We start from the raw sequence: 11443 nt of genomic DNA, 5'->3' as shown, positions 1-11443 counted from the left end.
GCCCCACATGCAATGGCTAGGGATCCATAAAGCCCCGGTCTGCCCGCCCAATTTTCGCTGCCGGTGACGGCGAAACCATAAGAAACAAGGGCGGCATCGAGCGCATTTCCCAGTGCCACCGCACTGAGAGCGAGAAACAAACTTCGTCCCCAGCTGGATAACAAAACCCAATGCATTCCGCGAGGCGGGGAAGTCAGCGCTTCACGAATCCACATAGTATGTCGAGAACCTAATTCTTACTTGGCCAATACATCAGCAATCTCGCGCAATCCTTCGGGCATACGCATTCCAGCGGTTCCCGAGGTTGTCTTTGCATCAATCAATTGCACGCGGTCTGATTTGACCGCAGCGACGTTGGCAAGTGCGGGATTGTCCAGCAATTCTTTAAATGGTGTCATGCCTTGACCGTGAAAATCCTGAATCAAAATGACATCTGGGTTGAGTTTTACAATTGTCTCCGGATCAGCGGGAACTGCACCCGGACGCTTTCCCTTAGGTGACATCGGTTCGCCGCCAGCTAATTCGACCAAATTTGTCGTTGCTGACTGCATGCCCATAATCATTTTCTGACCACCGCGGGCAAATAACACCAATGTCTTCGGTTTAATCGTCGTATCAATTCCAGACTGAATCTTTTCCGTCTCCGATTCAATCTTGGCCACCATTTCTGCTGCTTTATCTTCGGCCCCAAGCAGTTTGCCCAGTGACGTTATTGACTTCGCCAACGCTTTAGGAGACGCAAAATCGCTGGAGGCAAACGCCGCAGTAGGCACACCACTGTCACCCAAGAGCTTGCCGGCGGACTGCTCTTGATCATGACGGCTCGTCATCAAAATCATGTCTGGCTCAAATGACAAAAGCTGCTCGGGATCTGGCTTCGTCGAATTCGCAATCGAATTCGGCACCTTGCGTGCCAGCTCAACTTGATTTCCTGACGATTCATCGAGCGCATTTTTCGTCACCGCCACCACGTGCTCGGGACCGACAAGCTCCAGCGCCAGATCGGCGACCTCCGTGGACAGCGCCACAATCCGCTTCGGCTCGCTGGGAACCACAACATCGTGATTGGCAAGCGTCACTGTCCGCGGCCACTGTGTCTGCTCACTCATCGCCATTTCGCTTGACGACGGTTCTTGTGTCGCATCCTCCGACGTGGAACAGGCGACCACTGCGGCAAGCGGAAGCACGGCAATCAATGGCACCATAATGGCTTTCTTGGTGCGAATAGATGTGTTCGGTGCACGAAAAATTGGTGAAAACATAAAACTACTTTCCTGGTAGTAGGGGGCGAGTTGATTTGAGCGGAGTGCAGCGCCTAGCTAGTCCATTGGCCGAGCCCGCGCTAGCGCGGTTACACGTACAGATCCGGTATGCGGATCGGTATCGACAGCACTGGCGATGCGGTAGATGGCATCTATTCGCTCAGGTGTGAGCACCTCCTCAGCGGGGCCAGTAATGTCCAGCTGGCCGTTGTGAAGGACGCTGAGGCGATGACAACTGCGGGCAGCGAGGTTGAGGTCGTGCAGGACGACACCGATACCGTGGCCTTCGTTCGCAAGCTCTCCTAGGAGCTCGAGGATCTCGAGCTGAAACCCGAGGTCAAGGGCCGCGGTGGGTTCGTCGAAAAGCATGACCTTGGCCTGTTGCGCCAGCAGCTTTGCGATGAAGACCAGCTGTCGCTGCCCGCCGGATAGCGCAGTAATGGGGCGGTCCGCAAGTGCGGTGACCCCGACGCGGTCGAGGGCGTAGGCGATGATGTCCTGGTCCGTCGAAGTCAGTGCGCTGCGAAAGCGGTCGCGCCGACTGCGATGGGCGTACCGGCCAAGCGCGACAGCAGTGCGGACATCAATCGCGGCGTCTGCCGGAGTGTGCTGCGGTAGATACGCCAGCCGAGTCGCGCGGTCTCGGGCGCGAAGCGTAGCAAGCGGCGTGCCAAGGAGTTCCACATGGCCCGATAGCGGTGCCGTGATGCCCGCCATCGCGCGGAGCAAGGAGGACTTGCCGGTGCCGTTCGAGCCGATAATGCCGTGGACTTCACCAGGGCGAATGGTTAGATTCACACCACTGACGACGGTCCGCTGGCGGTAACCAACACTGAGGTTCGTAGTCTTCAACAGAGCATTGGTGGCTGCGTCTGTCGTGGTGGTCTGCGCTGTCTTACTCACGATTGGCGACCTCCTTGTCGGAGAATCAACACCAGCAGTGCCGGTGCGCCGAGAAAAGCGGTGATAGTGCCTGTCTGCAGGGCAACCGGGGAAAAGAGGCTGCGGGCGACGAGGTCGGCCAGGATGAGAAATACCGCACCGAGGCACATGGAAATGGGCAGCACGCTGCGGTGATCCGGCCCGATGAGCAGGCGGATTAGATGCGGGACAACGAGGCCGACGAAGGAAATGACACCGGTGACGGCGACACCGGCGGCGGTCACAAGTGCTGCGAGGGCGAGCAGAATCTGGCGCATCCACACCGTGCGCATGCCGGTGGCAGCGGCCTGTTCCTCACCGAGGAGGAGTAGATTGAGCTCGGGGATTAGCGTCATCAAGATTGTTGTGCCGATGACAATGGGGCCTACTGCTAGCGCGATGTCATGCCAATTTGCCGAGGTTAGGTCGCCGTTGAGCCAGAACATGGCCTGTTGGGCATCGTCACTGTGAGGTGCGTTGGCGATGGTGGCGGCAATGACCGCGCCGAGAAATGCATTGAGCGCAATGCCAACGAGAAGTAGCGTGGCACCGCTACCACCGCCCATGCCGGCAACTGTCTGAACGAAAAGGACCGCCAGCAGTGCCCCGGCGAATGCGCCTGCGGACAGCACCCACGGTGCCTGTGCGGCTACACCGGTCACAATGAGAATGACTGCCACCACCGCCGCCCCTGAGGAGACGCCGGTGACGCCGGGCTCAGCCAGGGGATTGCGGAATACTGCCTGCATAGTCGCGCCCGCGACTGCGAGCGATGCGCCGACCAGACCTGCAAGGAGGACACGGGGAAGGCGGATACTCCACACCAGCGATGCAGTGGCTGGGGAGATTTCCGGTTGGAGGTGACCGAGGGCAGGGATGTCGTCGGCAAGCGCATCAATAAGCGGATTGAGCAGTGCGACAATGCCGTTGCTGAGGCCGGTTCCCGCGGGGCCGACGGAGATTGCGAGGAGGATTGTTGCGGGAACGGCGAAAAAGAATAGAAGGCCGAAGAGCCAGGCTCGGAGCTTGTGCTTGCGAGTATGCGGTAACGAACCCCTATCGACATTGATTTTCACTTAGATAATCATGGAGAATATGAAAACGATTGTCAATAAGGGGGTTGAGGGGGATTTTTGGCGCCCAAGGTTAAGGTGGAGTGTCAATCTGCACAGACCGGTTTCCCGATCCCCGAGAAAACAGCAAACCCCACGCCATCACCCAAGAAATCAGGTGAAAGCGTGGGGCAGAAGCTTATGAAAAGCAGCTAGGTGCTACTTCTCCGGCTGCTGATTGTCGCCGATGCGCTCATCAGCCATGTCGCGAGCCTTCTTAATCTGGTCGGCCTTGTCCTCGCCGAGCTTGTCCTTTCCCAGCTGCTCAGCCTTATCCAGAACCTTGTCGGTGGTCTCTTCGTCGTTAAGCATGTCCTTGGCCTTATCCATAAGTCCCATGGTTAAAGCTCCTTTCATTGTTAACGTTTCAGTGACTTTTTCGCTTGTGACATAGAGTGTACCGATTAATCAGCAGCAGCGCGACTGTGGATTCGCCTCAGCTTCGCTGTGGCGCTGCCGCCAATATTCGCGTTCGGTAGGTACTGGCTGGTCCGGATGATGGATTCGCAAGTGGTCACAGTACTTTTGATAATCGTGGTCGCCCATCAATTCCCCGAAGTACCATGCAACGGCCTTCAAAGGCTTCATTACCTGCGCAAACACTAGTTTCCTCCGACGTGTGCGTGAGAGTGTGCCGTGTCCTGGAAGCGGCGGGGATCATTGTCCGGGATCTCAGTCCACGCAGCCTCAATTTCCTTGTCAATGTCCGTGCGACCAAAACCAATCGGTGCGAAGTAGCGCGATGCAACATACGGCTCCACGCTGGTGCCGACATCCTTACCGGAAGCCGCGCCATCGCGCAGGGCCTTCACAATCGCGGCAATACCAGCAAAGACAACCACAAGCGTGACAGCTGCGAACACGACCGACAGCGTGCCCTGCACCGCGGTGTTGCGGATAACAGCATCGATGTCCTCAGGGGTCTTAGCGTTCTGGAATTCCGTTAGTCTCTGAGCCTTGGCGTCCTTGAATGCCGAGTGCAGGGCCCAGTAACCAATCTTCGGGTCGTCATGGAAAATCTTCTGCCACGACGCAGTCATGGTCACAATCAGGTCCCACACTAGCGGCACACCTGGAATCCAGGCCCACTTGACCAGGCCGTGCTTGACGACGACCACCGTGATCAGTGTCAAGGCCATTGCCGCCAGCAGCTGGTTTGCAATACCGAACAGCGGGAACAGCATGTTGATGCCACCCAGCGGGTCGGTGACACCCATGACCAGGATGGAGCCCCAGCCCAGGCAGACAACCGCAGAAGTGATCAGGTTGCCGGTGGTCCAGGAGGCATCGCGGAACTTCGCCATGCCCGGGATATTGCCGATAGCATCGCCCAGCATGAAGCGGGCAACACGAGTACCAGCATCAATGGTGGTGAGGATGAACAGTGCCTCAAACATGATGGCGAAGTGGTACCAGAAGGCCTTCAGTGCATCGCCACCGAAGAGGTCAGACAGAATCTCAGACATACCGAACGCCAGCGTCGGTGCACCACCGGTACGGGAGATAATCGAATTCTCGCCGACGGACTGTGCCGCAGCGGTCAGCGCAGCTGCGTCGATATCCGGGGAGTTAAGACCCAGGCCGTTGACGTAGGCAGCAGCGGATTCTGCAGCGCCACCGGTCAGGGCGGCGGAGGCATTCATTGCGAAGTAGAGGTGCTGGTCAATGATGACGGCAGCGCACATGGCCATGACTGCGACGAAGGACTCCATGATCATGCCGCCGTAGCCGATCATGCGCATCTGGGATTCCTTTTCCACCATCTTCGGAGTGGTACCCGAAGACACCAGTGCGTGGAAGCCGGAGAGCGCACCACAGGCGATGGTGATGAACAGGAATGGGAAGAGCTGACCAGCAAACGCCGGACCGTCACCATTGGATGCGAAGTCAGTGATAGCCGGCATCTGGATGACCGGACGAACCAGCAAGATGCCCACGGCCAGCAGGCCGATGACACCAATCTTCATGAAGGTCGACACGTAGTCGCGCGGAGCCAGCAGCAACCACACTGGCAGGACAGACGCGATGAAGCCATAGCCAATCAGAGCCCATGCCAGGGTGGTCTTGTCCCACAGGAAGACGTCGTGCCAAGTTGGGTCGGCATTGACCCAGCCACCGGCGACAATGGCCAAAATCAGCAGAGCAATGCCGATGATGGAGACCTCAGAAACGCGACCAGGACGCAGGTAGCGCAGGTAGAGACCCATGAAAACGGCAATCGGAATGGTCATGGTGATGGAGAAAACGCCCCATGGCGACTCCGCCAGTGCATTAATAATGACCACGCCGAGAACCGCGATCAGGATGGTCATGATGACCAGAATGCCGATGATGGCGAAGATGCCACCGACTTTGCCCATTTCGTCGTTAATCATCTGGCCGAGCGAGCGGCCCTTACGGCGAGTGGAAATGGCCAGCACCATGTAGTCCTGCACCGCACCGGCAAAGACGGCGCCGAAAACAATCCAGATGGTACCTGGCAAGTATCCCATCTGAGCTGCCAGAATCGGGCCGACCAGCGGGCCGGCACCAGCAATCGCAGCAAAGTGGTGTCCGAAGAGCACGCGGCGGTCAGTCGGCATGAAGTTCTTGCCATCGTTGTAGCGCTCGGCGGGAGTAGCGCGGTCATCGCGCGGGCGAATGACCTTGTACTCAATCAGACGCCCATAGAAGCGGTAGCCAATGATGTACGTACCAATTGCGGCCAGCACAAGCCAGGTCGCGTTAACAGTTTCACCGCGGTTGAGAGCAATCATGGCCCAGCCAATCGTCGCCACAATGGCGATGACGGCAAAGATAATTCGCTTGGACCACGGCATCGGCCGCCGGTCGACATAACCGACCGGCGGCAAATCCTTTACCGGCGTGAGAAGTTCAACACCCGGGCGCTCCGTGACGACGGTCGCAGAAGCGTTGGGTTCTTGCGCTGACATAGCACCCCTTTTGAAAAGCACGAAAAACAAGTCGGTCGGCTATCTGCTACGTCGAAGCTGGTCTAAATGGCGCTTTACGACGAAATCAACCGGAGAGTCGACCGATAGGCGAAATAATGCCGCTGAGCGCGTCAGGGGTGTTGATGCGCAAAATCATCGCGCCGAGCAGGTTGAACCCAGTGGATGGACAGCAATTATTAGGAAAAAATCAGTTTGGTTTAGCGATAAGTATAGGACCCGCGTGAGGCCCGGCTAACACTGACTACAAAATTTCCTCGATTGCTTCCGTTGGGCGTGCCATTCGGACACCCTTGTCAGTGACTACGAAGGGGCGCTCGATTAGACGCGGGTGAGCCACCATGGCATCCAGCAGGTCTTCGTCGCTGGAATCCGTCGTCAAGCCGAGCTCTTTAAATTCCGCTTCCTTCGTACGAACGGCATCGATGACGCGGAGGCCTGCGGCATCAATTAGTGAACGGAGTTCGTCCTTGGTTGGTGGGGTATCGAGGTACTTGATTATCTCCGGCTCGATGCCGGCTTCGCGAAGCGTTGCCAGCGCTTGGCGAGACTTTGAACAGCGGGGATTGTGATAGATCTTTGCTTCCATGCCCTCCATCATGGCTTAAAACCAGAGCAAATGACGAGGAAGATTGCGTCTGCGCGCAATAACGCTAAAGTTTAGGGAATGCACGTGGAGGATTTACCGGCAAAGACCCAGGACTACCTCAAAGTCATCTGGGACCTGCATGAGCGCACCGGCGACAAGGCCACGCTCGGGGATATCGCTGAGCGCATGGGAGAGAAGAAGCCCACGGCCAGCGAGGCCGTAAAGAAGTTGGCCGCCCGCGGGTTTGTTGTCCATGAGCCGTATCAGGGCATCATGCTCACGGAACACGGCAAGGATATTGCACTGGTAATGGTTCGGCGCCATCGCCTCATTGAGAGTTTTCTGGTTTCAAAGCTGGGATACACCTGGGATCAGGTGCATGAGGAAGCCGAGAAGCTGGAACACGCGGTCTCCGACGATTTCATTGCGCGCATTGATGCGATGCTGGGATACCCCAAACGTGATCCTCACGGTGATCCGATTCCGAGCGAATCGGGCGACATCGAAGGTGTTGTTCGTACCGATCTGACGGATATCCGTATTGGGGAGTCGGTAGTCGTCGACCGCATTAATGACTCGGATCCGGAATTGTTGCGCTATCTGGCCGCTGCCGGAGTGGGCCCGGGAACGGAGCTGCGAGCGGAGTCCGCACCGTATGCGGGTATGAGGGTTTTCGCAATCGTCGCCGATAGCGCTGATGCTGCGCCGCAGACGATTCATGTGGCAGACTCAGCACTATGGGCAATCAAGGCGACACCTCAGAAAAGCTAGCGCGTTCAGCCGCTAAGAGCTATCAAAATCAGTTGCTGCCGCTATTTGATTTTCGCAGCAGTGTGCCGCCGACCTCACCATATGATTTGGCGCAGGTAAAGCGCGATCGCCAGCGGATATTTGCCACATCGGAGAATCCGCTTACGCCGCTGAGCGCTGTGGCCATGTCCCAGGAGGAGCAGCAGGCACAGATGGCGGAGATTAAGAACAGTCTCCGAGCCTCTGAGTCCCGCATGCGCCAGGTCGCGGAGCATGAGCAAAAGAGTGTTGCCGCAAGCCGAACTGTTGGTCAAGCGATGCTGTACACCCTGCTGGCCATTGCCATCATCGCCCTTGCCATTGGCCTGGCATACCTGTGCCACATGGGCGCGACCGCAATTTTGAGCGACTAGTAGCTTAAGGGGATATTTCACAAGTGAGTAACAGCAAATCCTCTGACAACGGTTGCGTCTGGCTGATTGTTTTCTTCTTTTGCTTCGGCGTTATTGTCTGGCTTTTCGGTGCCGCACTGTGGCTGCTGCAGTTTGTCATTCCGATTGTCGGCACCGTGCTAGCGGTCGCTCTGATAATCAATGCCTGGGCAGGTGTGCGAAATAACAAGACTTCAGCGGAGTTGGCCAAGCGAAACCGAGCTGAGTTGCAGGATATCGCTGTGGATACGGAGTATCAGCTCAACGCGATTTTGGCATCGTGGGATGATGTCAACACCACGATGGGTGTGGGCACGATTTACAAGGATGCGTTTGCCTCAGGGCAGGCCACCCCGGAGCTTGTTGAGCTACGCGGTGAGCTCACTCGTGCCCGCAGCGTGGCAGAACAGCTGCGCATGCAGCGCGAGACCATGGACAACAATGAGCTCATTGATTCCATCTCCGAGGCTGACGCGCTGTGGGGCTCGCTGACGGAGAAGTACAACAATGCCCGTCGTGAGCAGTAGAGCGGTAACGCGGTAGCAGCAGAGTGGTAGACGGAGGACTACCGCTCGACAGTCAGCACAATCTTGCCATCGGCATGGCCACCTTCTAGAAGGCGGTGGACCTCGGCGACGTCGGTAAGCGGTGTGGTGTGTCCCACCGGAAGCGAGAGTTCACCTTGGGTGATGCGCTGAGCCAAGTCCTCGTAGATGCTGGTGTCGTTCGAGATTGACGGGATAAACGCATCGATGCCGCGCTCCTTTGCAGGTGTCAGATCCGCCAGCGACGGCAGCTCCACAATGCGCCCACCAGGGGCCAGAATGTCCAGCGACGGCAAGAACGTATCAAAGTACACACCGTCGAGAACTACGTCCACGCCGTCTGGGCACTGGCTGCGAACCACCTCAAGGACGTCTTCAGACGTGTAATCAATGTGCTGCGCGCCGAAGCCCACCAGCTTGTCATGATGGCGTGACGACGCACTGGCCAGTACCTTTGCGCCACGGGCAACCGCCAGCTGCGTCATGACCTGCCCAACACCGCCACCGGCGCCATGGATGAGCACAGTCTCACCATCTTGGATGCGGGCGAGCTCGTCGACAGCAATTGTGGCAGTAATGCCGACCAGGGCAAGGCCCGCAGCGGTGACGTCGTCAAGCGAATCTGGGATTCGGACCACACCGTCGGCGGGGAAGACGTTGAGCGTGGCATAGGTGCCGCGGAAGTCATCAGTATCACGCATACCGAAGACACGGTCGCCGGGGACGAGAGTGGTGACCCCGTCACCGACGGCGATGACCTCACCAGCGACCTCGCGTCCTAGCACGGCTGGCAGCGAGAACTTTGAGCACAGGCCGGAGGAACCATCGCGCATCTTGTAATCCAGCGGGTTTGCGCCAATCGCGGTGGTCTTAATCAAAACCTCACCGACACCGGGGCGGATGTCTTCGAGGGGCACTTTCGTGAACTCCTCAGGCCCGCCGAAGTTGTTGATAATCATTGCGTACTCGGTCGAAGAATTGTTAGCCATTCCACAATGGTAAGTGAGTTAGCCACGACCTGCTGGAAAATGTGATGTGCCACACGGCGTAAGGTGAACGTCCATGACCACTCCGAATGCAGACAACACAGTAGCTGGCAGCAACGTGCCGCACACTGGCAGTGATCAAGAAGATCGCGCTGCCAAGCAGGCGGTTTTCGTTTTCCCATTCATTATTATCGCGGCATTTTTCTCGGATTTTTGGCACCCAACGCCGTATCCTTCATGGTTCCGCATGTGAGTGCCGTGCTGGGAATCATTATGTTTTGCATGGGGCTGACCCTGACGGCACCGGATTTCGCGCTGGTTGCACGTCGTCCGTGGCCGGTTCTGGTGGGCGTGGTCGCGCAGTTTGTCGTGATGCCAGCAATTGCCATTGTGCTGGTCAAGGTTTTCAATCTGCACCCGGCGCTGGCAGTCGGCGTAATTTTGGTCGGTTGTGCGCCGGGCGGCACGTCCTCGAATGTCATTTCCTATTTGGCCAAGGGGGATGTTGCGTTGTCTGTCACGATGACGGCTGTTTCTACACTGTTGGCGCCAATTTTCACGCCACTTTTGACGATGTGGTTGGCTGGTCAGTATCTGCCGGTCTCCGGCAGCTCGATGGCAATGTCGGTGGTGAAGATGGTTCTGGTGCCGGTCATCGGTGGCATTATTGTGCGCATGTTCCTCGGCCGTTTCATCGACCGCGTGCTGCCAATTCTGCCGTGGCTTTCGGTCTTCGGCATCGCCTACGTGGTCACGGCTGTGGTGTCGAATTCTGCAGATCAGCTTCTCGAAGCCGGCCTCCTGGTCCTCCTCGTGGTCATTTTGCACAACGCGCTGGGCTATGCCCTCGGCTACGGCTCCGCCAAGCTTCTGCGCACCGGCGAGCGGTCTGCCCGCACAACCGCAGTTGAGGTAGGCATGCAGAATTCAGGTCTCGCAGCAACGTTGGCGACGACGTATTTCGAGCCGATTGCTGCACTGCCAGGCGCCGTATTTAGCGTGTGGCACAACATTTCAGGCGCACTGCTGGCGGTCTATTTCCGCAGGTTCGGGCGTAACGACGACGCCACCCAGCGCAGTTAGTCGCTTGCGGAATTGAAGGATTCCTGCAGTGTTTTAAACGATTCTTTGAGGTAGTGCTCAAGGAACTCGGCGGCGGCTTTGGTCTCGCCCTGTTCCAGCTTGTCGATCAATTCCCGATGGTATCGCTCGAATCGACTGTGAAGTGCGTCGGTGTCCGGATAGGCCATGAAACACAACCGTAGCTGGGCAAAGATTGATTCAGTCAGTTTTGTCAGCTCTGGCGAACCTGAGGCAGCGACAATCGCGCTGTGAAACTCATTATTGCGGTCTGCCGTGGCGATTTTGTTATTGCTTGGCTCCGAATAGAGTCCCGTAAGTGTTTTTGCAAGTTCAGCTGCCTCAGTGACAGACAGAGAGCAGATAGTTCCGCACTCCGTGACCCTCCTAAAGGCGTAGAGTTGACGAATCCGCTCTTCGTTGTAACTAGCCACATAAACCCCGCGGTGCGGGATGTGGGTCACTAGGCCTTCGGCCTCTAACTTCCGATACGCTTCGCGAACAGTGTTACGGCTAAGGTTGAGGCGCGCGGCGATGTGCGTTTCCCGCAACTGCTCACCACTGTAGTGCTGACCAGTGAGAATCTCTCTTCTTAAGAGGTCTGCCGCCAAATCTGCGGCAGCTGGTGTGTGGTATTCGGTCGCATTCTTTGGAGTGATGCTTCCTTCTTTTGCAGGCGGGTTCATACTTTTAAGGTTACTAAAAGATACATGTCACCTTTCAAGTAATCTTCAGAAATTATCACCTGATATGTGGTCAAAAGTTGGATTTAGTTTTGGATACTTTTATATCCATTGGCTGGCGTTGGTGGGGGGG

General features: G+C 57.0%; 12 protein-coding genes and 1 pseudogene. 4 read left to right on the top strand and 9 right to left on the bottom strand.

Annotated features, from left to right (window positions below):
• Positions 1–236 precede the first annotated feature (236 nt).
• The 7 genes from Q4E11_RS09690 to arsC form a co-directional block, all read right to left on the bottom strand.
• Complete coding sequence (locus Q4E11_RS09690; protein WP_303165430.1) at positions 237–1109, bottom strand: ABC transporter substrate-binding protein; 873 nt, start codon at positions 1107–1109, stop codon at positions 237–239.
• A gap of 210 nt (positions 1110–1319) precedes the next feature.
• Positions 1320–2165 carry an ABC transporter ATP-binding protein gene (locus Q4E11_RS09685; RefSeq protein WP_303165429.1) on the bottom strand — a complete coding sequence of 282 codons (846 nt, stop codon included), beginning with the start codon at positions 2163–2165 and terminating at the stop codon, positions 1320–1322.
• Positions 2162–3259 (bottom strand): iron ABC transporter permease, encoded by a 1098-nt coding sequence (locus tag Q4E11_RS09680; RefSeq protein WP_303165428.1) that lies wholly within the window; start codon positions 3257–3259, stop codon positions 2162–2164. Before Q4E11_RS09680 ends, Q4E11_RS09685 begins: the two co-directional genes overlap by 4 nt.
• A 195-nt stretch (positions 3260–3454) precedes the next feature.
• The gene (locus tag Q4E11_RS09675; RefSeq protein ID WP_303165427.1) at positions 3455–3634 is read right to left on the bottom strand and encodes an antitoxin; all 180 of its coding nucleotides are present in this window, start codon (positions 3632–3634) and stop codon (positions 3455–3457) included.
• A 69-nt stretch (positions 3635–3703) separates the two neighbouring features.
• The gene (locus Q4E11_RS09670) at positions 3704–3883 is read right to left on the bottom strand and encodes a YbdD/YjiX family protein (RefSeq protein WP_303165426.1); all 180 of its coding nucleotides are present in this window, start codon (positions 3881–3883) and stop codon (positions 3704–3706) included.
• 14 nt (positions 3884–3897) lie between these two features.
• Entirely contained in the window at positions 3898–6228 is a 2331-nt protein-coding gene (locus tag Q4E11_RS09665) for a carbon starvation CstA family protein (protein WP_303165425.1), read from the bottom strand.
• A gap of 262 nt (positions 6229–6490) precedes the next feature.
• Positions 6491–6835, bottom strand: coding sequence for an arsenate reductase (glutaredoxin) (gene arsC, locus Q4E11_RS09660; RefSeq protein ID WP_303165424.1), 345 nt, complete (start codon positions 6833–6835; stop codon positions 6491–6493).
• 78 nt (positions 6836–6913) lie between these two features.
• On the opposite strand from arsC, the gene Q4E11_RS09655 reads away from it, so the two are divergent.
• Genes Q4E11_RS09655 through Q4E11_RS09645 form a run of 3 tightly spaced genes read left to right on the top strand, consistent with a single transcriptional unit; the run spans position 6914 to position 8543 of the window.
• The gene (locus Q4E11_RS09655; protein WP_303165423.1) at positions 6914–7606 is read left to right on the top strand and encodes a metal-dependent transcriptional regulator; all 693 of its coding nucleotides are present in this window, start codon (positions 6914–6916) and stop codon (positions 7604–7606) included.
• Positions 7573–7998: a hypothetical protein gene (locus tag Q4E11_RS09650; protein ID WP_303165422.1), complete on the top strand. Its 426-nt coding sequence runs from the start codon at positions 7573–7575 to the stop codon at positions 7996–7998. Before Q4E11_RS09655 ends, Q4E11_RS09650 begins: the two co-directional genes overlap by 34 nt.
• A 23-nt stretch (positions 7999–8021) precedes the next feature.
• Positions 8022–8543 (top strand): hypothetical protein, encoded by a 522-nt coding sequence (locus tag Q4E11_RS09645; protein ID WP_303165421.1) that lies wholly within the window; start codon positions 8022–8024, stop codon positions 8541–8543.
• 38 nt (positions 8544–8581) lie between these two features.
• On the opposite strand, the gene Q4E11_RS09640 is transcribed toward Q4E11_RS09645, so the two are convergent.
• The gene (locus Q4E11_RS09640) at positions 8582–9550 is read right to left on the bottom strand and encodes an NADP-dependent oxidoreductase (RefSeq protein ID WP_303165420.1); all 969 of its coding nucleotides are present in this window, start codon (positions 9548–9550) and stop codon (positions 8582–8584) included.
• A gap of 115 nt (positions 9551–9665) precedes the next feature.
• On the opposite strand from Q4E11_RS09640, the pseudogene Q4E11_RS09635 reads away from it, so the two are divergent.
• Positions 9666–10630, top strand: a pseudogene (locus tag Q4E11_RS09635) (bile acid:sodium symporter family protein).
• On the opposite strand, the gene Q4E11_RS09630 reads toward Q4E11_RS09635, so the two are convergent.
• The gene (locus tag Q4E11_RS09630; RefSeq protein ID WP_303165419.1) at positions 10627–11313 is read right to left on the bottom strand and encodes a GntR family transcriptional regulator; all 687 of its coding nucleotides are present in this window, start codon (positions 11311–11313) and stop codon (positions 10627–10629) included. The pseudogene Q4E11_RS09635 and the gene Q4E11_RS09630 sit on opposite strands and share 4 nt — an antisense overlap.
• Positions 11314–11443 lie beyond the last annotated feature (130 nt).

This window comes from Corynebacterium sp. (genome assembly GCF_030532195.1).
GTDB lineage: Bacteria > Actinomycetota > Actinomycetes > Mycobacteriales > Mycobacteriaceae > Corynebacterium.
This window is presented reverse-complemented; position numbering and strand designations above follow the sequence as displayed.

Excerpts from the sequence above, each read along its gene's own strand:
- Q4E11_RS09665 (WP_303165425.1), bottom strand. The coding sequence starts at position 6,228 with ATGTCAGCGCAAGAACCCAACGCTTCTGCGACCGTCGTCACGGAGCGC.
- Q4E11_RS09630 (WP_303165419.1), bottom strand. The coding sequence starts at position 11,313 with ATGAACCCGCCTGCAAAAGAAGGAAGCATCACTCCAAAGAATGCGACC.
- Q4E11_RS09640 (WP_303165420.1), bottom strand. The coding sequence starts at position 9,550 with ATGGCTAACAATTCTTCGACCGAGTACGCAATGATTATCAACAACTTC.
- arsC (WP_303165424.1), bottom strand. The coding sequence starts at position 6,835 with ATGGAAGCAAAGATCTATCACAATCCCCGCTGTTCAAAGTCTCGCCAA.
- Q4E11_RS09650 (WP_303165422.1), top strand. The coding sequence starts at position 7,573 with ATGGGCAATCAAGGCGACACCTCAGAAAAGCTAGCGCGTTCAGCCGCT.
- Q4E11_RS09690 (WP_303165430.1), bottom strand. The coding sequence starts at position 1,109 with ATGAGTGAGCAGACACAGTGGCCGCGGACAGTGACGCTTGCCAATCAC.
- Q4E11_RS09670 (WP_303165426.1), bottom strand. The coding sequence starts at position 3,883 with ATGAAGCCTTTGAAGGCCGTTGCATGGTACTTCGGGGAATTGATGGGC.
- Q4E11_RS09655 (WP_303165423.1), top strand. The coding sequence starts at position 6,914 with ATGCACGTGGAGGATTTACCGGCAAAGACCCAGGACTACCTCAAAGTC.
- Q4E11_RS09675 (WP_303165427.1), bottom strand. The coding sequence starts at position 3,634 with ATGGGACTTATGGATAAGGCCAAGGACATGCTTAACGACGAAGAGACC.